This window comes from Aerococcus sp. HMSC062A02, assembly GCF_001809535.1.
In the GTDB taxonomy this organism is placed as follows: Bacteria; Bacillota; Bacilli; order Lactobacillales; family Aerococcaceae; genus Aerococcus.
Genome location: NZ_KV797925.1, coordinates 24709 through 45384, shown reverse-complemented (window position 1 = coordinate 45384; position 20676 = coordinate 24709). Strand labels below are relative to the sequence as shown.

The following is a 20676-nucleotide window of genomic DNA, read 5'->3' as shown; positions in this document are numbered from 1 at the left end:
CTTCTTAGAGGCAGATGTGCTAAGCTAAATTTATGACATGTGATATGCTTTTAAGGAGGAATATCGAATGAAAAAATGGATTAAACGGACTTCAACTATTTTGCTAGCTTCTACTTTCTTGGTGGCCTGCCAGGCTCAACCGAGCGAGGAAGCACAACGGGTGGATCCCTTAACACAAGAAGAATCGAGCCAGGATAGCCAGGACCAAGCTCAAGAGAACCAGTCTTCCAGCGCATCCAAGGAAAGTAAGAAGTCTAGCCGCAGTGAAGCAAGTCAAAATAGTCAAGATGACCGAGATGACCAAGAGGATAAAGGCGACCGAGATGATCGGGAAGAAAGCTCTCGTCGGACTTCGTCAGAGTCCAGCCGGTCCCAGTCTGACCGCCGCGGGGCTGAGACAGATGTCGCAGCTATTACTAAGGATTTAGAAGAAGCTGTTGCTAGCTTCAAAGATCAATTCCCAAGTGCTGAATTGACCAGCATTGAGGTGGAAGCGGAAGGCGATTCCCGCTTTGAAATCGAAGGGGAAGATGACGACAAGGATTACAGTCTGACCTTGGCGGATGACTTGGCCATTGTTGAGAAGAAGGAAGAAGTGGGCAGTGCCAATGACCCTAAAGACCGCTTCCAATTAGACCAAGTGATTAGCTTAGAAGAGGCTACTGAAATTGCCCTTAAGGAAGCGCGTGCTGACCAAGCAACGCAATGGGAGCTTGAACGCGACAGCGATGGCAAGTTCTACTGGAAGGTGGACCTCCGCGATGGTCGCCAAAGCAAGGGTGAAGTGAAGATTGATGCCGAATCCGGAGAAGTTGTTGCCTACGACCAAGATTAGTTTAGAAATTTGACCGTCCAGTAAGGCCCTCGTGCCGGAACCATGTGAACAAGGAGTAAGAACCATGACGAAAAAAATTATTCTCGATTTGGATACAGGGATCGATGATGCCCTGGCCATTGCCTACGCTGTTGCCTCAAAGGAAGTTGAATTGATCGGCATTACAGGAACTTATGGGAATGTCTTGATGGCGGATGGCCTTCGCAATGCCTTGAAGCTCTTGGATCTTTTTGGCCAGGACCAGGTGCCTGTTTTTCCTGGCCTAGCCCATGCTAGCGACAAGTCTGACTTTGAAGTCTTAGAGGTTTCAGCTCTCATCCATGGTGAGGATGGGATTGGCAATGTCGACTTGGCAGATTCTGCCCGCCAGCCTAGCCAAGAATCCGCCGTTGACTTTATCCTGTCGGCTTGCGACCTCTATGGCGAGGACTTAATCATTGTGGCTACGGGTCCCATGACTAACCTCGATGCGGCCTTGGCCCAAGATGAAGCGACCCTCAAGAAGGCCGGTAAGATTGTCATCATGGGTGGGGCCTTAACGGTCTGCGGCAATGTGACCCCTTATACGGAAGCTAACATCAACCAAGATCCAGCGGCAGCTGACCGCTTGTTCAGAAGTGATGTCCATGTGACCATGGTTGGCCTGGATGTGACTCTCCGCACCCTTCTGACCTATGAGGATACCGCGAAGTGGCGGGCCCTGGGGACGGAGGCCGGCCGGGTTTTGGCTGATATTGTTGACTACTATATCAAAGCTTATGAAATCACCTCACCCCATCTGAAGGGCTGTGCCCTCCACGATCCCCTGGCCGTTGCAGTAGCCGTCCAAGAAGATCTGGTGGACTACCTGCCCCTCAATATGAAGGTGGAAACAGAAGGTGCCAGCCGGGGCCGGACTATTGGCGATAACGAGCGCTTGAATGATCCAGACCCTAGCATGTCAGTTGCTATTCAGGTGGATACGGACCGCTTCCTCGAAGAATTCATGACCCGGATTAGCGCCATGCTAGCCCAAGAAGCTTAAATATAAGTGACTAAGATCCAGCTTTGTCTGGATCTTTTTTTCTTACACCATATGTTACATTAAATAACGCAAAAAGAACTAATAATTGCAAAAAGGCCTAAAATCAGATAAAATATAAGTAGCTTTTAATCTTTTTTGACATAATATATGACATTTACTGAGAAGAAAGGTAGATTAGGATGAATAAAGAAGAACGTATCAAAGTCTTACAGGACATTATTCAGATTCCAAGTGAAAATGACCATGAAGAAGAAGTGGCTAAGTATATTGCTGATCTTTTGCAAGAACATGGGATTGACAGTCAATTGGTAGAGTATGCCCCAGGACGGAGCAGCTTAGTGGCTGAAATCAAGGGCCAAGAAGAAGGTAAGGTCTTGGTTTATAGTGGCCACTTGGATGTGGTTGCAGCTGGCGATCATGAGGAATGGAGCCACGATCCTTTTGGGGCTGAAATTGTGGACGGTAAGATGTACGGTCGCGGCACGACAGATATGAAGTCTGGCCTAGCTGCTATCGTGATTGCTCTCATTGAATTGAAAGAAGCTAATGCGGACCTCAAGGGGACCCTGCGCCTAGCCTTAACGGTTGGGGAAGAAATCGGTATGTTAGGTTCCGAACAATTGGTTGATGAAGGTTACCTCGATGATGCCGACGCCTTCTTGATCGCTGAACCAAGCGGAAATGAAGCTATTATCAATGCCCACAAAGGCTCTATCCAGTATGAAGTGATTGCCCATGGGGAGAGTGCCCACAGCTCCATGCCGGAAGAAGGGATCGACGCCATCCAACTCTTGGTGGACTACATCAATATCATGAATGACAAATTCGACCAAGCCTTTAATACGGATGAAGCCTATAATGACCAACTGGGCCGTTCGCTCAATGTGAATACCGTGATTGAAGCAGGGGCCCAGATCAATAGTGTCGCCAGCAAGGCAGTCATGAAGGCTAATACTCGGGTGGTGCCAGAAGCTGGCAATGACTTAGTGGTTAAGATGATGCAAGACACCATGGACGAACTCAACGAGCAGAATGACGGTCGTCTGGAATTGAATCTCTTACAAAACAACCCCGCCGCTGAATCTAGCCCAGACAATGCCCTAGTTAAGGCTATCCAAGCTTCAGCTGACTGGGAAGTGGGGACGCAAACTCTAGCCGGCGCAACCGACGCTTCCAACTTCGGCCGGATCAGTGATGACTATGACTTGGCAGTCTTTGGCCCAGGGGAAACCTCCCGTGCCCACAAGCTCGATGAGTATGTGGAAGTAGCAGATTACCTGAAATTTATTGACCTCTATATCGAAACAGCCAAAACTTACTTAGCCTAAAAATGACGGGCCTCTATCGAATGATAGCTGGCGATCTGTTGTGCTCTTGCTTAAGCGATGTCTTAATCATTAGCTAGCAAGACAAAAAATTTAAATAACGAAGAGGGGACTGGGATGAGCTCCTAGCCTCCTTTTTTATCAAAGGAGATGAAAATAATGAGTGACTATTTAAAAGTAGCCAATAGTCCAGTGGTCTTTGCCCTCTGTGCCTTGGTTATTGCAATTGTTGTCATCCAATCCCTGCTCTTTATTCGTAAAGCTTGGAAGCGAGGCTTGGAACTTGACATGGAAAAAGAGGTACTGAAACGGGCTATGACCAATAGTGCGCTTCTATCCATTGTGCCTTCTCTTCCCATTATTGTTATGATGCTCGCCCTGTCGGTACCCCTAGGTAAATATTTCCCTTGGTTGCGCTTGTCCATTGTCGGCTCTGCTGTCTACGAGGGGTCAGCGGCTAATATTGCAGCCCAAAGTCAGGGGCTAACGGATATTTCCGACCCGGGCCTAACGCCAAAGATCTATGTGATTATTATGTTTGTGATGACGATTGGAATTATCTGGGGGATTCTTTTTAACATCCTCTTCATGGGGCAGCTGGATAAGATGTCTCAGAAGATGCGGGAAAATCCTAAGAGTAAGGCCTTTGTAGGAATCTTCTCTGCAGCCCTCTTTACCGCTATGCTGATTACTCTATCCACGCCTTATGTGGCTAATGTAGCCAATATTTCGTCGATCATAGCTTTTGTGGCGGCGGGCTTGTGTACCCTGGCTCTCAATGCCTTATCCAAACGTTACGACCAGCGACTCTTGAGTGACTTCTCGATGCCCATTTCCATGATTGTGGGCATGCTGGCCGTCATTATCTACGCTAATGTCTTTTAGGAGGTGCTTGTATGGCAGAGAATAAGAGAAAAATTGAATCCGATGCCCAATATAGCCGGGAGATTAACCGCTTGGGTCGGATCACAAGTGTTATTGCCTTAATGGGGATGTTCATGGTCCCTCTAGGAACGGCTTACTGGTTAGGTGTAGGCCTCGATTTTGGCAAGGCCCTGGTCGCTGCTTCAGGACTGATCGCGATCTTCCTTCCCACAGCGGTAGTTGAGAATGTTTCCTTCTATCCCATCCTCGGAGCAGGCGCTATGTATCTCAGTTCGATTACCGGGAATATCACAAACTTGAAGATTCCGGTAACTGTTGCCGGTCAAAAGATTGCTGGTGTCGAACCAGGTACGGATAAGGGGAATGTGATCGCCATTATCTGTGTAGGGATTTCTTCCATTGTGACTATAATTATTTTGATTCTAGGGGCCTTCTTGATCGGTTCCTGGTTGGTTCCTATCCTGAACCACCCCTTCCTGAAGCCAGGTTTTGACCAAATCATTCCGGCTCTCTACGGTGCCATTACGGTCCCTCAGATCCTCAACCATAAGAAGCTATCCGTAGCTCCTATCTTATTTGCGGTCGGGATCTTCTTAATCCTAGGACCCCAGGGATTCGCCCAATACCAGTCCTATATCCTGATTTCTTGCATGATCATTTCGGTAGCTACCGCTTACTTCATGTACAAGAAGGGGCACTTGAGTGAATATTAAACAATTGGCTGGAAAAATCTTCCAGCCTTTTTCCACTTACCGGAAATCGGATGAAAATTCAATTTAAACATTGCATATCCTGGGCGCTTCTAGGATAATAGAAGTGATAGACTGTAACCGGGTCCAAGGACCTAGAAATAATAATTTAGAGGTGAAGTAATTGTTCGATAAAGTTGATGAGCTCGGCGTAAACACGATTCGTACCCTCAGCATGGACATGATTGAGAAGGCTAACTCTGGCCACCCCGGCTTGCCCATGGGTGCAGCTCCAATGGCTTACGTGCTCTGGACCAAACACTTAAAAGTGAACCCTAAAACGTCAACAAACTGGGTTGACCGTGATCGTTTCATTCTTTCTGCTGGTCATGGGTCAGCGATGCTTTATTCGCTCTTGCACTTGGCAGGTTATGACGTGACGATTGATGATCTCAAGGCGTTCCGCCAATGGGAAAGTCGGACACCAGGCCACCCCGAAGTGAACCATACAGACGGGGTTGAAGCGACCACTGGACCACTCGGCCAAGGGATTGCGATGGCTGTTGGGATGGCCATGGCTGAAGCCCACTTAGCAGCCCGTTATAACCAAGCCGACCACAAGATTGTGGACCACTATACCTATGCCCTTTGCGGGGATGGGGACCTGATGGAAGGGATCTCCCAAGAAGCTGCTTCCTTAGCTGGTCATCTGGGTCTCGGCAAGTTAGTGGTGCTCTACGATTCGAACGATATTTCCCTAGATGGTCCGACCTCTAAGGCCTTCACAGAAAATGTCCAACAACGCTTTGAAGCGAATAATTGGCACTATCTCCGGGTAGAAGATGGGAATGACCTGGAAGCCATTGACCAAGCCATTAAAGAAGCCAAGACCCACACGGACCAACCGACTCTGATCGAAGTGAAGACAGTGATTGGTTATGGGGCACCTAATGCCGGCAGTTCAGCCGTCCATGGAGCACCTTTAGGTAAGGAAGGAATCCTTGCAGCTAAGGCCATTTACCAATGGGAGAATGATGATTTCTTCGTTCCCGAAGAAGTTAAGGCGCGCTTCCAGGAAGAAATGGTAGAAGCTGGCGCTCAGGCTGAAGCAGATTGGGAAGCAAGCTTTGAGGCTTACCGCCAAGCTTATCCAGACTTAGCCAGCGACTTTGAATTGGGCTTCAGCCAAGAATTACCTAGCGACTGGGCAGAAAACCTGCCAGTTTATGGTACAGATTCCAAGTTGGCTTCACGCCAATCTAGCCATGAAGTCCTCCAAGTCCTCTCAGAAAAATTACCTTATCTCTGGGGTGGGGCAGCTGACTTGGCGTCTTCTAATAAGACTATGGTCAGTGCCGAAGAAGACTTCACAGCTGATAACTATGCTGGACGCAATGTCTGGTTCGGTGTGCGTGAGTTCGCTATGGCAGCGGCGATGAATGGGATCCAGCTCCATGGCGGCAGCAAGGTCTACGGGGGGACCTTCTTCTCCTTTGTTGACTATCTCCGCCCAGCCCTCCGCTTGGCTGCTATTCAAGGAACGGCGCCAGTCTTCGTGATGACCCACGACTCCGTAGCGGTTGGGGAAGATGGTCCAACCCACGAGCCAATCGAACAATTAGCCAGCATCCGCTGCATTCCTAATGTGCAAGTAATTCGTCCAGCTGATGCCAACGAAACCGTTGCGGCTTGGAAACAAGCGATTGAAACCCAAGATCAACCAACTGTTCTCGTTCTCAGCCGTCAAGGACTTCCAAGTCTAGAAGCGACTGTTCATGCACCAATTGATAAGGGAGCCTATGTGGTGTCACCTGCTCAAGGAGCCCACGACCAAGCAGCCGGCCTCCTCTTAGCAACTGGCTCAGAAGTTGCCCTGGCTATCCAAGCTCAAGCTAAATTAGCTGAAGATGGGGTGGATGTAGCGGTTGTCTCCATGCCAAGCTGGGACCGTTTTGAAGCCCAAGATGAGGCTTACAAGGAAAGTGTTCTCCCAAGTCAAGTCACCGCTCGACTCGCTGTTGAAATGAGCGCTTCCTTCGGTTGGGAACGTTATACTGGCAGTCAAGGCACTAGCTTGACCATCGACCAGTTCGGCTTCTCTGCTCCAGGCGACTTGATCCAAGAAAAACTTGGTTTCACTGCTGACAATGTAGCAGATAAGATGCGCCAAGTGATCGACAAGCAAAAATAAATCTATTAAAAGATGTGGCTGTGCCAATTAGAGGCACAGCCTTTTTTGTCATTGGATTAGGATTTTTCACCTTACCCGACTGAAGTGAATTACAGCTAGTAGGCTAAAATCTTAGCCCTACTAGCCCTTTGCGTTTTGCTGGGCGAGAGAGCTGGGCTCAAGCTGCTAGCATGGCTTTTTAAGGACCAAATTTTATAGCGAAGGAGCTGTTCAATTGCAGTGTTGATCAAGGCTTGTTTCTTTAGAAAGACAATAGACTTACGAAATCGTGGTAAACGAAAGGGATTTGGCCTTGAAAGGAAAGTTTAAAAAAGGTATAATAGATCAGTAATCGTTTTCATTGACTTATTATATTTATATTAATTGACCAAGGAGGTATTGAGATGGTTGGAATTATCCTCGCCAGTCACGGTGAGTTTGCGAATGGTATTTTGCAATCGGGTGCCATGATTTTTGGCGACCAAGAAGATGTAGCGGCAGTGACCCTGCTTCCTTCTGAAGGCCCCGACGATGTGCGGGCCAAAATGGAAGAAGCTATCGCATCGTTTTCTGATCCTGACCAGGTATTGTTTTTAGTTGATTTGTGGGGAGGGACGCCCTTCAACCAGGCCAGCAATCTCTTTGAAGGCCACGAAGACAGCTGGGCCATTGTGTCCGGGATGAACCTGCCCATGGTGATCGAGGCTTATGCGTCACGTTTCTCCATGACCACTGCCCAAGAGATTGCTGGTCATATCCTAGATACAGCCAAGGAAGGGGTCAAACCCCTACCGGAAGGCTTGGCGAAAGATGAAGAAGAGACAGAGCAAGTCCAGGCTGAAGAGACTCCTGCCAGCAGTGATCAGGTGGGGAGTCCTGGGCAGATGGATTTTGTCCTGGCTCGGATCGATTCCCGGCTCTTGCACGGTCAGGTCGCGACAGGTTGGACCCGGGCTACTCATCCCACGCGGATTATTGTGGTATCGGATGCGGTAGCTAAGGATGAGCTGCGAACCCAACTGATCAAGCAGGCGGCCCCATCTGGAATTAAGGCTCACGTGATTCCGATTGACCAGATGATTAAGATCGGTAAAGACCAAGAACACTTCGGTAAGGAACGGGCGCTCTTGCTTTTTGAAAATCCCCAAGATGTCTTGCGGGTAGTTGAAGGCGGTGTCCCACTGGAAGAAATTAATGTGGGTTCTATGGCTCACAGCAAGGGGAAGGTCCAACCCAATAAAGTCTTGGCCTTCAGTCAAGACGATATTGACACCTTCCAAGCTTTGAAAGATCAAGGCCTGCGCTTTGATGTGCGTAAGGTGCCTGCAGATCAAGGCGACAATATGGACAGTATCTTGCGGCAAGCTCAGAAAGAACTCGACAAGCAGAACGCATAAAATTATCGCTTAAGGAGGAAGCAGTCTTATGGATTTAAATATTATCCAAATTATCTTAATTATCTTTATTGCCTTCTTAGCTGGTACCGAGGGGATCTTGGATGCCTGGCATTTTCACCAACCTGTGATTGCCTGCACTTTGATTGGTCTCGTAAGTGGCCAGCTAGGACCCTGTCTGATGCTAGGTGGTTCCTTACAGATGATCGCCTTGGGTTGGGCTAATATTGGGGCAGCGGTTGCTCCGGATGCGGCCCTAGCCGCTGTGGCATCAGCTATTATCTTGGTCCTAGGGGGGCAGGGTCAAGCTGGAATTGGTTCAGCCATTGCCTTGGCCGTCCCTCTAGCTGTGGCGGGTCTACTTTTGACCATTATCTGCCGGACCCTAGCAACTGGGATTGTCCATATTATGGACGGGGCCGCTGCTGAAGGGAACGTTCGTAAAGTAGAGATCTGGCATATGATCGCGATTGTCATGCAAGGGGTGCGGATCGCCATCCCTGCTGCTCTGATCCTAGCTATCGGGGCAGGTCCTGTGCGTGAGCTTCTCTTGGCTATGCCCGACTGGTTGACAGATGGTCTGTCCATTGGCGGGGGCATGGTGGTTGCTGTAGGTTATGCTATGGTGATCAATATGATGGCTACCCGGGAAGTTTGGCCTTTCTTTGCCATCGGTTTCGTTCTCGCTACGATCCAGGAGCTGACCTTGATTGGGCTTGGGGCGATTGGTATCGCGCTCGCTTTACTTTACCTCCAACTCTCTAAAATGGGCGGGTCGTCGAACGGCCAATCTGGACCTAAACATACCGGGGACCCTGTCGGCGACTTGATTGATGACTATTAAAGAAAGGAGAATTCGTAATGGCAGAAGGCGTTAAACTATCGAAACGTGACCGGATTTCCATCTGGCTACGTTCCACCTATCTCCAAGGTTCTTGGAACTATGAACGGATGCAGAATGGTGGCTGGGTCTTCTCAATGATCCCAGCTATCCGTAAACTCTATAAGACGAAAGACGAACAAGCAAAAGCCTTACAGCGGCACTTGGAATTCTTTAATACCCACCCTTATGTGGCTTCACCGATCCTTGGGGTAACTCTGGCCTTAGAAGAAGAACGGGCTAATGGGGCACCTGTCGATGATGTCGCTATCCAAGGGGTTAAAGTAGGGATGATGGGTCCTTTAGCGGGGATCGGAGACCCGGTCTTTTGGTTCACTGTGAAGCCAATTATTGGGGCCCTAGCCGCATCACTGGCCATGGGGGGCAATATCCTCGGCCCAATCATTTATTTCGTGGTTTGGAATGCTATTCGTTTGGGCTTCATGTGGTATACCCAGGAATTCGGCTATAAGGCAGGATCTAAGATTACTGAAGACTTGTCAGGCGGTTTACTTCAAGACATTACCAAGGGGGCTTCGATTCTAGGGATGTTCATCCTCGGCTCTTTGGTTAACCGCTGGGTGGCCATCTCCTTCACCCCGGTTGTTTCAGAGGTTCCGCTAGACAAGGGGGCTTACATCGAATGGGATAAACTCCCTGCCGGTGCAGAAGGCATTAAGGTCGCTTTAGAACAACAGGCTCAAGGCCTATCGCTCGATCCAACTAAGGTAACCACCCTCCAAGATAACTTGGATAGCTTGATTCCTGGTTTGGCGGGGCTCTTACTGACCCTCTTCTGTATGTGGTTACTGAATAAGAAGGTCTCACCAATCGTGATTATTCTGGGTCTTTTCGCAGCGGGGGTTATCCTCCATGTCATTGGGCTCATGTAATTAAAAATTTTCAACAGTTAGTCCTGGCCTCCACGCTACAAACTGAGGGCACGCCTTTGCCTGGCTCCTCCTTTGTTTCGGTGATCCAGGGCTTTCTTAATTTTTGCCCCTGCTGTTGAGTATCTGAAAGGAGTTTCTATGGTACAGTCTTTGAACCAAGAGGTCGTCTATGTGACCAAGGCAACATCGTTTTTAGGGATGACAGATTATGGTAAGATTCTCTTAGGTAATGCAGCTTTTGAATTCTATGACGAGCGCAATCCTGCCAACTTTATTCAAATTCCCTGGGAGGAGATTGATTATGTGGTGGTTTCCATCCTTTTCTCTGGTCGTTGGATTCCCCGCTTTGCCATCCAAACAAAAAAAGCCGGCAGCTTCAGCTTTGCGGCTAAAGATGCCAAGGCTTTGTTGCGCCAAGTGCGCGAGTATGTACCAGCCGACCGGATTGTCCGCTCACTCTCTTTCTTTGAAGTGGTTAAGCAGGCTTTGGGCTGGGGGAAGAAATGAGAGTGTAACAAAAAGTCGCTTAGGCCTGAATCAGATCAAGCATACGATATCTGTAACTAGCTGACCTTCGAATAGTTATAGTTTGTAGTTGGGTTCAAAATTGCAGAAATAACTTCTCCTCACCCCCTGTTCTAGTCGGGTTCGACTTGGCAGACTCGGAGTGATTTCGCAAGTCAGAAACGAGCGCATGCTTCGCTCTTATTCTGACTTGCTCCAATCATCCGAGTCTAAGCGCCAAGCCTCACACCCTGTTCTAGTTGGGATGCGAGCAGATCAGGCTTGCCTCACCTCGGAGTTTAACGCTCTGGATAGCATGCGGGATGATGAAGGACTGGCCGGCTAGGATGTTGTAGGTCTTACCATCAGCTTCGATTTGGGCCTGGCCCTGGATGAGGCTAACCAAGCTGTAAGGATGGCTAGAGGTATCGACCTGGATTTCCTCCTTGACTTGCCAGCGGTAGACGGTGAAGTGGGGATTAGCCCAAAGCTCCGTGATTTGCCCGCCTTCCTGGGTTTCTGTGTGGGGTTGGGCCAGGGTATCTTGGCTAGGAAAATGTGTAACATCGGCCGCTTGGTCCAGGTGGAGTTGCCGTTTCTGCCCATCCTTATCTTTGCGGTCATAATCATAAACCCGGTAGGTAGTGTCGGAGCTCTGCTGGGTCTCTAGAATAAGGGCCCCGCCCCCGATGGCATGGATGGTTCCAGCTGGCACAGGGAAGAAGTCGCCTGCTTTAATCGGAAGGCGTTTGAGGAGCTTATCCCACTGGCCTTCGCCAGCCATTTGTAGAAATTCTTCACGGCTCTTGGCGCGGTGGCCATAGACAATCTCTGTTCCTTCATCCGCAGCGATGACATACCAACATTCGGTTTTGCCAAGTTCGCCTTCATGGGTCCAGGCATAAGTGTCATCGGGATGGACTTGAACAGAGAGGTCCTCCTTGGCGTCAAGAATCTTTACCAGGAGGGGGAAGTTAGTATCTTCAGGCTGGCCGAAGAGTTCTGGCTGGTCTTGGTAGAGCTCAGCTAAGGTCATACCAGCATAGGCTTGGGGTGAATGGACACGCGACGGGCCGTGGGGGTGGCCGGAGATGATCCAAGCCTCTCCGGTATGGTCAGAAGGCAATTGGAAATGATAGATATCTTTTAATTTTTGCCCGCCCCAGATCTTTTCTTGGAGGTAGGCGTCGAGAAATATGAGGTCCATGCTAAGACTCCTTTCAAAGGCTTGTGTCTCCTATTATACGTACTTTAAGGAGGGATTGAAAGGGTGTCTAAGCTGGCAAAATGGAAAAGCGATAGAAGGAGGAAGAAGCAATGAAGAGACAAGATGCGATTGTGGAATGGGTGAGCCAGAAACGCAAGGTATCTGTGAATGAATTGGCAGACCACTTCCAAGTCTCCAAGGTAACCATTCGAAAAGACTTGGATCGTTTGGAAGAGCGGGGGATCCTGAGCCGACAGCACGGCTATGCGGTGGTCAGCTCTAGCGCGGATATGAATTACCGTCTGGCAGTGAACTATGACCTCAAGCACCGGATCGCCAAGCGGGCAGCGGCAGCCATCCACGATGGGGATACTGTGATGATTGAATCGGGAGGCACCTGCGCTCTTCTAGCAGAAATTCTCGCCTTTGAAAACCGCGACATCACGATTATCACCAACTCGACCTTTATTGCCTCCTTTGTGCGTAAGTCTCCTAGCGTGAAGCTCATTCTCCTAGGTGGGGAATACCAGAAGGACTCCCAGGTCTGCGTGGGCCCCTTCCTGCGCGAAATTGCCTCCTACTTCCAGGTCCAACATTTTTTTATGGGAATGGATGGCTTTGATTTAAAGAAGGGTTTTACAGGCGTTGATGTTGCACGGATCGATGCGGCCCGGACCCTGGCCGAGTCTGCCCAAGAGATTAATGTGCTGATGGATTCTTCTAAATTTACCAATAGCCAAGGCATCCTACAATTTCGCTTGGAGGAGGTTGACCGGGTCTATACGGATAGCGGCATTCCCCAAAATATTACCCAGGCCCTAGACCAGGCAGGGGTGGATTTGGTTCAAGTGCCGGCTGAAGAGGAATAGCTTGGCTAAAATAATGATAAAAAGCAAGAGCAGCTACTTCTAGGTTGAGGAGTGGCAGCTCTTGCTTATATTCATGCGCTTTTGCCTGCTTGATTAATCGGACAAGGTGAGGAGCCAGTCGAGGACGTCTTGGATGTGGGTGTCCCAGTAGTCCCAACCGTGGCCGCCGTCTGCTTCTTGGAAGCTGAGCTGGAGCTGGTCTTGGTAGCGATCTCTGAAATCATGGTTTTGTCCAAGAAGTTCATCTTCGCGACCGCAAGTGAGGAAGACTTTAGGCAGGTCGATATCAGCTTCTATGGCCTGGTCCACCAGCTGGTAGATGTCTTTGTCAGTGCCCTTGGGATCTTGGCCGCCGTAGAGGAGGTCGAATTCAAAGGGTGACTTAGGATCAGGGCCTTCTTGGTAGCGGGCGGAAAGGTCGGTGACGCCAGATAAGGAGGCCACATAGCCATATTGCTCAGGATAAGTGAAGGCCGCCTTGAGAGCGCCGTAACCGCCCATGGAAGCCCCTGCGATGAAGGTATCTTCCCGCTTGCTTGAAACGGGCAGTAGGTTTTGGATATAGGCAGGCAGTTCCAGGCTGATAAAGTCGCTATAGGCATAGGACTTAGCCGTGTTCATGTAGAAGCCGCGGTGGGTAGTCGGCATCACGATCACCAGGTCGAGGTCGCGGGCATAGCGTTCAAGCGAGGTGAACCGTAACCAGCCGTCCTCATTACTGGACAGGCCGTGTAAGAGATAGAGGACACGGTAGGGGGGACGGCGCTTTTGCCGGATGGCTTCAGGGGTGCGCTCACAGTTTTGAGGGACAAGGATATTGAGGTGCATATCCATGCGTAGGGTATCAGAATAGAAGGTCGCGTGTAGTCGGGTCATGTATTTTCCTCCTTTAGTTTGCTTTGACTCCATTATAACAAAATTGCTTTGACCAGTCCTCCTCCTTGCTTTCTGGGCATTTTTGACTTGCTAAATCCATTAAAGTATTGTATATTGTTAATAGTATCACTAGATAAGAGTGGGGGTATTTACATGGTTAGGCTATGAGTACAGTTGAATGACGCTAGTTTAGCAAACACGTGTAAATGCGCCTTTTTAATGAGCTTTAGTTCGAGAACTTGAGGATGCTGGGTTTTTTATGCCTATTTTTAACCTCGTCTCAAGTTCTTAGCCAGACTAACTCGTATCTACCGAGCGCTCGCATTTGTTTGCGGGCGCTTTTTTCCTATCTAACTTGAAAATCGCACCTAGCTCGCGTAAACTGTCTACTTAGCTGAATAAGAATTGGAGGCGATTCCTATGACCATCGATAAAGATAAACTAGAAATGGGGAATGAAGAGGCCCTCCCCCTCTCGATTAAGGAAGAAATTGAAGAGCAATTGGCCGAAAACCAGGATTGGAACGAGAACTATGCGGCAGCAACGAATTCGGAACGCTTCGCAGATCCTAGTGAGTTCACTGAACTGAGCTTGCGGGATCCGGAGCTCTATGAAGACGTGTTGGCCGCCTGCCAGGAAGTGATCGATCCGGAGCTTGGAATTGATATTTATAATTTAGGCTTGATTTATGACCTGCTCTATGACGGAGACGGGCACTTGTGGGTGCGGATGACCCTCACTATGCCAGGCTGTCCCTTAGCCGATGTGATTTTCCAGACCCTGATGGACAGGCTCCGAGAGATTGAACTTATTCAGGATGTTAAAGTGGAATTAGTTTGGCAGCCTGTTTGGAGCCCGGACCGTTTAACGCGTTATGCGCGGATTGCGCTGGGTCTCCGTTAGACTGAACCGACCGAGGTCGCCAGTTCCATTCAGTAAAGAACCTTGCTAACAGGTACTTGATTACTACCATCACAAATTAAAAGACCGTTTTAGGAAGATAAAAGTTTTTCTCCAACTTTGATAGTCGATTTCCTTGCGCTTCCTACTTGTTAGGTTGTTCTTTACTGAAAGAGTTGGCGACTGCGCCAGGCCCTCATATTGGATCCCCCCCATTACCGATCCGATTGAGGGCTTTTCTTATCTTTAAAGTAATAAAAAAATTTCTATAAAGGGCAACAATAGTTGCCTTTTTCTTGTGATTATGGTAACGTTTGAGTGAATACATTAGAGAGGGGGGCATTTATCATGTATGTACAGTGAGTCTATAAAAAGATGCTAGGAAGACAGCTGGTAAATGCTATACACTTTTCTAATGGGGATATTATGAGCTTGCTTGTGGGGCATAGTAAATAAGAAAGTTAGTGGCTTATTTAGTATGCGAAGAGGTTTCGTCGCCGCATCATTCAACAAATTACCGGCGGGTATCCATAATTCAAAGGGGTGTTGGCATTTGCTGTCAGCACCTTTTTTGTTTATATGGAAACCTTTACATACAAAAGCTATGAAAAAACTATTAATTATAATGACTCGCTTGCCACTGAAAGGCGAGACGAAGAGTCGTCTGTCTGATTTCTTGACGGTCGATCAAACCCAAGCGCTTAGCCAGTATCTCTTAGAGATGAATTATCAGCGGGCTAAGGCGAGCCAAGCAGACCTCTGTTTCTGGCTAACGGCTGACCAAGCCGGCTATGACTTGGGTGACTTTTTAAACCTTGACCAGGAAGCGGTGTTTTGGCAGGAGGGCGATAGCCTAGGTGAACGTATGTCTCGGGCGATTCGAGATGGTTTCAACCGGGGTTATGACCAGGTGGCTCTTATGGGGTCAGATCTTTATGATTTATCTACTAGCCAGGTCGACCAAGCCTTCACTTATTTGGATTCCTGCGACTTGGTTTTGGCGCCTAGCTTGGATGGGGGCTATGGGCTGATCGGCATGTCCGCCTATTATCCCGACCTATTTGCCCTGGAAAGTTATGGCCATACCTCTGTTTTGGCGGCGACGCTTTCACATGCTGACCAAGCCGGGATCAGTTATGAACTCCTGCCAGCCATCCGTGATATTGATGATAAAGAAGATATTGCGGCTATCTTGACGGGGGACCCTGAGGCGACTTTCCTAGCCCAAGGGGAATATAATGCCAATTTTATCTTTGACCAAGGCAGGAAATTGTTGCGGATTGCTTTGGGCTCACAATTGCATCTCGACCAGCAGATCCAGTATGAGTACGGGGCTTTGAAGGCGCTCGAAGCGAGTGGCGTAACGCCCAAACCCTTGGCGCTTTGTGACTACCACCCCTTGATTGGGGCGGGTTATTTAGTGGAAGCCTTCCTGCCTGGTCGCCAGCTGGACTATGAGACGGATAGCCAGATTGCAGCGGAATTATTGGCGCAAATTCACCAACAAGATCCTAAGCAGGCAGACCATCTCATTTATGTGGGCCAACCCTTTGTGGTGATGTATGAAGAGTTTGAGACCATGTTTGCCCACTACCGGTCCTGGGAGGGGCGGTCGGAGGAAGTGACTCAGCGGATTCAGCGGCTCTTAGATGGCTTAAAGGTCTATGACCACAGCGCCCAGCTTGTTAATCCTTGTATCATTAATACGGAACTCAATGCCTCTAATTTCCTGATCAACCCAGGCGACCAGTCCTATGTCATTGACTGGGAGAAGCCGCTGATTGGGGAACGTGAACAGGATTTGGGACATTTCTTAGCGCCGACAACGACGCTTTGGAAGACTGACTACCTCTATGATGACCAGTCTTTAGAAAGCTTCATCCAGGCCTATGATGCCCACTCTCCGATTGCGATTGACCAGGCTAAGCTCGACCAGTACTTGGTCTTCACTTGCCTGCGGGGCTTGACTTGGTGCGCCATGGCCTATGTGCAATATAATAAAGCTGATAAATTGGCGCGTAACCAGGAAACTTACCAGGTCATTTCACGCTTTTTAAGTACTGACTTTATCCAGATGATTGAAGACTATATCGCTAAAAGATTGCCTGGATAAAGAAAGGAGGATTTTTATCGTTAAAAAAAATCGCCGAAGTTTAAAAGAAGTTGTTATTAGTCGTGTCGCCCAGCACATGGTCGTGACCATCAATTCGGCACCCAAAATTGCGCATATGGATAAGGCACTAGATGAAGCCCGAGTTGCTTTCATTACCACGGCGGGGGTCCGCTTGAAGACGGATCCGCCTTTTGAGACGAAGAAGGGAGATCCAACTTTCCGTATTATTCCCGGAGATGTGGACTATGAGGACCTTACGGTAAACCACGAACACTATGATATTCGAGATGCCCTCGAAGATATTAACTTGGTCTTCCCCCTGGATATCCTCCGGCAATTCGCTAGGGAGGGTAAGATTGGAGAAGTAGCTCCTCACCACTTCGGTTTGATGGGCTACATCCCCCAGGTTAAGAAGCTCATGAATAAGACGGCACCTGCTATCGCTGACCAATTGCAGGAGGACCAGGTCGATATTGCCTTGCTGTCTCCTGGCTGATATATTTGCCACCAGTCCGTGGGGCTGATTCAGCGCGAAATTGAAAGCCGGGGCATACGCACGGCTTCCATGATGCACCTGCCTAATGTGGCGGAAAAAGCCCGCCCACCTCGCATGCTTGAGACCCCCTTTGCCCTGGGCCATACTTTTGCGGGGCAAGCTTTTGACTTAGAAACCGAACGCCAGGGCCTCACCGCTCTGCTCGATTTTGCCATTCATGGCGGTGCCGAAGAATTGAAGAAATGGGAAATTTAAAAATTTAAAGGAGAAAAAATTATGTCAAAAAAATTATTATTACTCAGTTTAACTGCTCTTACTTCATTGTCACTAGCTGCTTGTGCAGATAACACAGACTCTGCTTCTAGCGGTTCAAATGATGCTCAAACAGAAGCTACAGCTGACCAAGCGGCTGAAGTTAAAACTATATCCGGCGAAGAGCTCGACGAAGCTTTAGCTGATGACAAGAAGAAAGAAGACTACCTCGTCATCGACGTTCGTCCAGAAGATGAATACAAAGAAGGCCATGTGAAATGGGCTATCAATATCCCTGTCGATGAACTTGAAAATAACCTCGATCGTTTAAGCAACTATAAGAAAGAAAATGTAGTAACGATCTGCAACACTGGGAACAAGAGCCAGGAAGGGGCAGACATCTTGGCTAAAAACGGCTTTGAAGAAGTTTACAATGCTGACGGGGTTAAAGACCATGACTATTCAACAATGACTCAAGTTGGCTATGTGCTAGGAGACAAATTCCAAGAAATGGTTGACAACAATGATGGCGAATACTACATCATCGATGCACGTAAGGCTAAGGACTACGATAAGGGCCACGTTAAAGGGGCAGTAAATATCGAAGTTGACGACTTGGATGCGAAGAAAGCTGATATTCCTAAAGATAAAACTATCTTGACTTACTGCTACTCCGGTAATAAATCAAATACCATCGCTCAAGCCCTAACAGATGAAGGTTACAACACCATCAATGCCACAGAAGGTACTAAGGAATGGGACGGCTTTGATTTGTCAGAGAAATAATTTAAGTCTCTGATCTAGTTGGGTAGTTAATTTTAGGCGGCCCAGTTTCTTAGATTGGGTCGCTCTTTTTATTGGAAGATGGAGGAGACAGATGACGAAGAAAACTAACGAAGCCAGTAAGCGACGCTGGTTATTGCTAGGTATTGTGGGCCTTTGCCTGGCTATTTATTTTCTGATCCCCCCAGTTAGGGAATGGATCAACCAGGTCTTTAAGATGTTTGCAACGGGGAATTTTGATGAAGTGCGCGAATTTATCGATTCATACGGGGGCTATGCGGCACTTATTTCATTTTTCCTAATGGTTTTAACGGCAGTGATCGCCCCGCTCCCTGCTTTCTTGATTACGGTGACCAATGCTAATCTCTTTGGTTGGTGGCAGGGAGCTATCTTGTCATGGTCGAGTGCGATGGTGGGGGCTGCCCTATGCTTTTACATTGCCCGCATCTTAGGGCGTGATGTGGTTGTTCGCTTTACGACTAAGCGGGGCTTAGAAAGCATCGAAAACTTTTTTGACCGCTATGGCATGCAGACCATCCTAGTGGCCCGCTTGCTGCCCTTTATGTCCTTTGATATTGTATCTTATGCAGCAGGCTTAACATCGATGGGCTTTTGGGGTTATTTTATTGCCACAGGGATCGGTCAATTACCGGCGACCATTATTTATTCTTATGTAGGTGGTATGTTGACAGGTGGCGCTCAGAAGCTTGTGACGGGTCTGTTGATCCTATTCGCTTTGAGCGTCTTAGTTGCCCTCCTGCGCCGGGTCTATACCGACCGCAAGAAGAAAAAGGAATCCCTTAACTAGCTGATGATTAGTATTATCATTCCTGTTTTTAATGAGCGAAACCAACTGGATCAATTGTTTGATCATTTAGAGGTGTTTAACCCAGATATTCCGCATGAGCTGATCTTCGTGGATGGGAGCAGCCGGGACGGTACAGCCCATTTAATCAGGGCGGCAGGCTACTCAGTCGTTAACTCCCAGCCGGGGCGGGGGCAACAGCTTCATACAGGCGTGCTTGCCAGTCAGGGTGAAATCTTATTCTTTCTGCATGCAGATTCTTTCTTTAAAACTTGCCCTCTTAAGGAGGTACAAAAGAATGGTCAGGAAGTCCCCTTTGCTGCCTTTCCCTTGCGCTTTACCAGTGAGGATTGGCGGATGCGTCTGATTGCAGCAGGATCCAATTGGCGGCTAAGTCACCGCCATATTGCCTTTGGAGACCAGGGCATGCATATGCGCCGCGATTTTTACCAGGCTTTGGGAGGCTTTCGTTCCTACCCGTTAATGGAAGACTATGATCTTTCGATTCGGGCCAAGGAGGCTGGTGTTTATTGCCGGGTGGCAGAGCAGAAGATCTATACCTCAGCGAGACGCTTTGAAGCTAAGGGCTATCTGAGAACCCTATTTAAGATGCAAAGAGCCCAAGCCCTATTCAGGCAGGGAAAGTCGATTGAAAGTATTCAAAAATTTTACCGCGATAAATAAGTAATTGAGAAGAAGAGAGGAAGATTAGATGCATTGGACTAAAAAAATTTTAGCAGTATGTGGACTAGCTAGTTTTCTTTTAGGGGCTTGCCAAGGGCAAAGTTCAACAGCTAGCGACTCAACGCAACCAGCCCCTCCTTCAAAAGAGGAGACCCATCTGGTCAAAGCAGGCGAAAGCAAGAAAGAGGATATTTTTGTGGATGCCGCTTGGGCTAAAGACCAGATTGACCAGCAGGATACAGCCAAGATTCTAGAGGCAGGTTATGGTGATGCAGCCTACAAAAAAGGCCACCTGCCAGGTGCTCAACTCATGGATACGATGGAGATTGAGACAGAAGAGAGTGATTGGAATCTCTTAACAGATGATGACTTGGTCAAAGCCTTTCTCGCTAAGGGGGTAAGCAAGGATACACCACTTTTTGTTTATGGTGAGGATGTCAATGCGGCTTCCCGTGTGGCCTTTGCCGCTTACTACCTGGGTGTAGATGAAGTGCACATTATTGACGGTGGTAAAGCAGCCTGGGAGAAGGCAGGTTATGAACTTACTGAGGAAAGTCCTCAAGTTACCGCAGCTAAAGATTTTGGCGGGGATTATCCAGGTCGGCCCGAAGCCTATATTAAGACGTCGGATGACCTCCTAGCAGCTAAGGAGTCCCAACCAAACTTGGTGATTGCTTCCGTTCGCTCTTGGCCTGAGTTTATTGGTGAAACATCAGGTTATGACTACATTGACAAGGCAGGCGAGATCAAAGGAGCAGTCTGGGCCAAAGCCAGCGAAACAGCAGCTGACGTCAACTATCTAACCAATGAAGATGGCACAATTCGTGAGCCACAAGCAGTATTTGCTGATTGGGAAGAATGGGGAATTAGTCAAGATAAACCGGTAACATTCTATTGTGGAACAGGCTGGCGTAATACTACAGCCTTCTTTGTTGCTAAACAAGCAGGCTGGCATGATATTTCGGTCCAAGATGGGGGTTGGTATGAATGGAATTTAAACCATCAAAAAAATCCAAGCAAGTACCCGGTACAAGTAGGAGATCCCCGCGGAAATGATGTGGAAATCCTTGATTAAGTCAAGGCCTGTCCAGC

Annotated in this window: 21 protein-coding genes; 19 read left to right on the top strand and 2 right to left on the bottom strand. The window is 48.4% G+C overall.

The features are described 5' to 3' along the window. Positions 1-67: 67 nt before the first annotated feature. The 10 genes from HMPREF2626_RS04950 (at position 68) to HMPREF2626_RS04905 (ending at position 10602) form a co-directional block, all read left to right on the top strand. The gene (locus HMPREF2626_RS04950) at positions 68-835 is read left to right on the top strand and encodes a PepSY domain-containing protein (RefSeq protein WP_070618273.1); all 768 of its coding nucleotides are present in this window, start codon (positions 68-70) and stop codon (positions 833-835) included. A 64-nt stretch (positions 836-899) separates the two neighbouring features. Then, a complete protein-coding gene (locus HMPREF2626_RS04945) occupies positions 900-1859 on the top strand; it encodes a nucleoside hydrolase (protein WP_070618270.1) in 960 nt (319 codons plus the stop codon). A gap of 179 nt (positions 1860-2038) precedes the next feature. Beyond that, positions 2039-3187, top strand: coding sequence for an ArgE/DapE family deacylase (locus tag HMPREF2626_RS04940; RefSeq protein WP_070618267.1), 1149 nt, complete (start codon positions 2039-2041; stop codon positions 3185-3187). Between the two features lie 156 nt (positions 3188-3343). After that, positions 3344-4069, top strand: a complete 726-nt coding sequence (locus HMPREF2626_RS04935; RefSeq protein ID WP_070618264.1) for a DUF5058 family protein — start codon at positions 3344-3346, stop codon at positions 4067-4069. Positions 4070-4080: 11 nt separating this feature from the next. Then, entirely contained in the window at positions 4081-4782 is a 702-nt protein-coding gene (locus tag HMPREF2626_RS04930) for a hypothetical protein (protein ID WP_070618261.1), read from the top strand. Positions 4783-4942: 160 nt separating this feature from the next. Continuing rightward, entirely contained in the window at positions 4943-6949 is a 2007-nt protein-coding gene (gene tkt, locus HMPREF2626_RS04925; protein ID WP_070618258.1) for a transketolase, read from the top strand. 383 nt (positions 6950-7332) lie between these two features. Beyond that, a complete protein-coding gene (locus HMPREF2626_RS04920) occupies positions 7333-8325 on the top strand; it encodes a PTS sugar transporter subunit IIB (protein WP_070618255.1) in 993 nt (330 codons plus the stop codon). 28 nt (positions 8326-8353) lie between these two features. Further along, a complete protein-coding gene (locus tag HMPREF2626_RS04915; protein WP_067973229.1) occupies positions 8354-9166 on the top strand; it encodes a PTS mannose/fructose/sorbose transporter subunit IIC in 813 nt (270 codons plus the stop codon). Positions 9167-9183: 17 nt separating this feature from the next. Further along, entirely contained in the window at positions 9184-10095 is a 912-nt protein-coding gene (locus HMPREF2626_RS04910; protein WP_070618252.1) for a PTS system mannose/fructose/sorbose family transporter subunit IID, read from the top strand. Between the two features lie 138 nt (positions 10096-10233). Further along, positions 10234-10602 (top strand): DUF956 family protein, encoded by a 369-nt coding sequence (locus tag HMPREF2626_RS04905; RefSeq protein ID WP_070618249.1) that lies wholly within the window; start codon positions 10234-10236, stop codon positions 10600-10602. A gap of 253 nt (positions 10603-10855) precedes the next feature. On the opposite strand, the gene manA is transcribed toward HMPREF2626_RS04905, so the two are convergent. Continuing rightward, positions 10856-11806 (bottom strand): mannose-6-phosphate isomerase, class I, encoded by a 951-nt coding sequence (gene manA / locus HMPREF2626_RS04900; RefSeq protein ID WP_070618246.1) that lies wholly within the window; start codon positions 11804-11806, stop codon positions 10856-10858. Between the two features lie 110 nt (positions 11807-11916). Here manA and HMPREF2626_RS04895 point away from each other — a divergent pair, with 110 nt between their 5' ends. Continuing rightward, a complete protein-coding gene (locus tag HMPREF2626_RS04895; protein WP_070618243.1) occupies positions 11917-12675 on the top strand; it encodes a DeoR/GlpR family DNA-binding transcription regulator in 759 nt (252 codons plus the stop codon). 93 nt (positions 12676-12768) lie between these two features. Here the strand turns inward: HMPREF2626_RS04895 and HMPREF2626_RS04890 are convergent, their stop codons facing one another. Further along, on the bottom strand, positions 12769-13551 hold the full coding sequence (locus HMPREF2626_RS04890) for an alpha/beta hydrolase (protein WP_070618240.1): 783 nt from the start codon (positions 13549-13551) through the stop codon (positions 12769-12771). Between the two features lie 585 nt (positions 13552-14136). On the opposite strand from HMPREF2626_RS04890, the gene HMPREF2626_RS04885 reads away from it, so the two are divergent. From HMPREF2626_RS04885 to HMPREF2626_RS04850, 8 genes are all read left to right on the top strand, one after another. Beyond that, positions 14137-14454, top strand: a complete 318-nt coding sequence (locus tag HMPREF2626_RS04885; protein WP_070618389.1) for a metal-sulfur cluster assembly factor — start codon at positions 14137-14139, stop codon at positions 14452-14454. A gap of 601 nt (positions 14455-15055) precedes the next feature. Further along, the gene (locus HMPREF2626_RS04880) at positions 15056-16564 is read left to right on the top strand and encodes a TIGR04282 family arsenosugar biosynthesis glycosyltransferase (protein ID WP_070618238.1); all 1509 of its coding nucleotides are present in this window, start codon (positions 15056-15058) and stop codon (positions 16562-16564) included. A gap of 115 nt (positions 16565-16679) precedes the next feature. Beyond that, positions 16680-17060, top strand: a complete 381-nt coding sequence (locus HMPREF2626_RS04875) for a glycine/sarcosine/betaine reductase selenoprotein B family protein (protein WP_246818925.1) — start codon at positions 16680-16682, stop codon at positions 17058-17060. Between the two features lie 18 nt (positions 17061-17078). After that, positions 17079-17315, top strand: coding sequence for a hypothetical protein (locus tag HMPREF2626_RS04870; RefSeq protein ID WP_141744586.1), 237 nt, complete (start codon positions 17079-17081; stop codon positions 17313-17315). 21 nt (positions 17316-17336) lie between these two features. Further along, positions 17337-18098 (top strand): rhodanese-like domain-containing protein, encoded by a 762-nt coding sequence (locus HMPREF2626_RS04865; protein WP_070618231.1) that lies wholly within the window; start codon positions 17337-17339, stop codon positions 18096-18098. A gap of 91 nt (positions 18099-18189) precedes the next feature. Then, positions 18190-18903, top strand: a complete 714-nt coding sequence (locus HMPREF2626_RS04860) for a TVP38/TMEM64 family protein (RefSeq protein ID WP_070618228.1) — start codon at positions 18190-18192, stop codon at positions 18901-18903. Positions 18904-18906: 3 nt separating this feature from the next. Further along, complete coding sequence (locus HMPREF2626_RS04855) at positions 18907-19584, top strand: TIGR04283 family arsenosugar biosynthesis glycosyltransferase (protein ID WP_070618225.1); 678 nt, start codon at positions 18907-18909, stop codon at positions 19582-19584. 28 nt (positions 19585-19612) lie between these two features. Further along, positions 19613-20659: a sulfurtransferase gene (locus HMPREF2626_RS04850; RefSeq protein ID WP_070618222.1), complete on the top strand. Its 1047-nt coding sequence runs from the start codon at positions 19613-19615 to the stop codon at positions 20657-20659. The last annotated feature ends 17 nt before the right edge of the window (positions 20660-20676 follow it).

Coding starts and splice junctions, on each gene's coding strand:
- HMPREF2626_RS04950 (WP_070618273.1), top strand. CDS start 68: ATGAAAAAATGGATTAAACGGACTTCAACTATTTTGCTAGCTTCTACT.
- HMPREF2626_RS04945 (WP_070618270.1), top strand. CDS start 900: ATGACGAAAAAAATTATTCTCGATTTGGATACAGGGATCGATGATGCC.
- HMPREF2626_RS04940 (WP_070618267.1), top strand. CDS start 2,039: ATGAATAAAGAAGAACGTATCAAAGTCTTACAGGACATTATTCAGATT.
- HMPREF2626_RS04935 (WP_070618264.1), top strand. CDS start 3,344: ATGAGTGACTATTTAAAAGTAGCCAATAGTCCAGTGGTCTTTGCCCTC.
- HMPREF2626_RS04930 (WP_070618261.1), top strand. CDS start 4,081: ATGGCAGAGAATAAGAGAAAAATTGAATCCGATGCCCAATATAGCCGG.
- HMPREF2626_RS04920 (WP_070618255.1), top strand. CDS start 7,333: ATGGTTGGAATTATCCTCGCCAGTCACGGTGAGTTTGCGAATGGTATT.
- HMPREF2626_RS04915 (WP_067973229.1), top strand. CDS start 8,354: ATGGATTTAAATATTATCCAAATTATCTTAATTATCTTTATTGCCTTC.
- HMPREF2626_RS04910 (WP_070618252.1), top strand. CDS start 9,184: ATGGCAGAAGGCGTTAAACTATCGAAACGTGACCGGATTTCCATCTGG.
- HMPREF2626_RS04905 (WP_070618249.1), top strand. CDS start 10,234: ATGGTACAGTCTTTGAACCAAGAGGTCGTCTATGTGACCAAGGCAACA.
- manA (WP_070618246.1), bottom strand. CDS start 11,806: ATGGACCTCATATTTCTCGACGCCTACCTCCAAGAAAAGATCTGGGGC.
- HMPREF2626_RS04895 (WP_070618243.1), top strand. CDS start 11,917: ATGAAGAGACAAGATGCGATTGTGGAATGGGTGAGCCAGAAACGCAAG.
- HMPREF2626_RS04890 (WP_070618240.1), bottom strand. CDS start 13,551: ATGACCCGACTACACGCGACCTTCTATTCTGATACCCTACGCATGGAT.
- HMPREF2626_RS04880 (WP_070618238.1), top strand. CDS start 15,056: ATGAAAAAACTATTAATTATAATGACTCGCTTGCCACTGAAAGGCGAG.
- HMPREF2626_RS04875 (WP_246818925.1), top strand. CDS start 16,680: ATGGATAAGGCACTAGATGAAGCCCGAGTTGCTTTCATTACCACGGCG.
- HMPREF2626_RS04865 (WP_070618231.1), top strand. CDS start 17,337: ATGTCAAAAAAATTATTATTACTCAGTTTAACTGCTCTTACTTCATTG.
- HMPREF2626_RS04860 (WP_070618228.1), top strand. CDS start 18,190: ATGACGAAGAAAACTAACGAAGCCAGTAAGCGACGCTGGTTATTGCTA.
- HMPREF2626_RS04855 (WP_070618225.1), top strand. CDS start 18,907: ATGATTAGTATTATCATTCCTGTTTTTAATGAGCGAAACCAACTGGAT.
- HMPREF2626_RS04850 (WP_070618222.1), top strand. CDS start 19,613: ATGCATTGGACTAAAAAAATTTTAGCAGTATGTGGACTAGCTAGTTTT.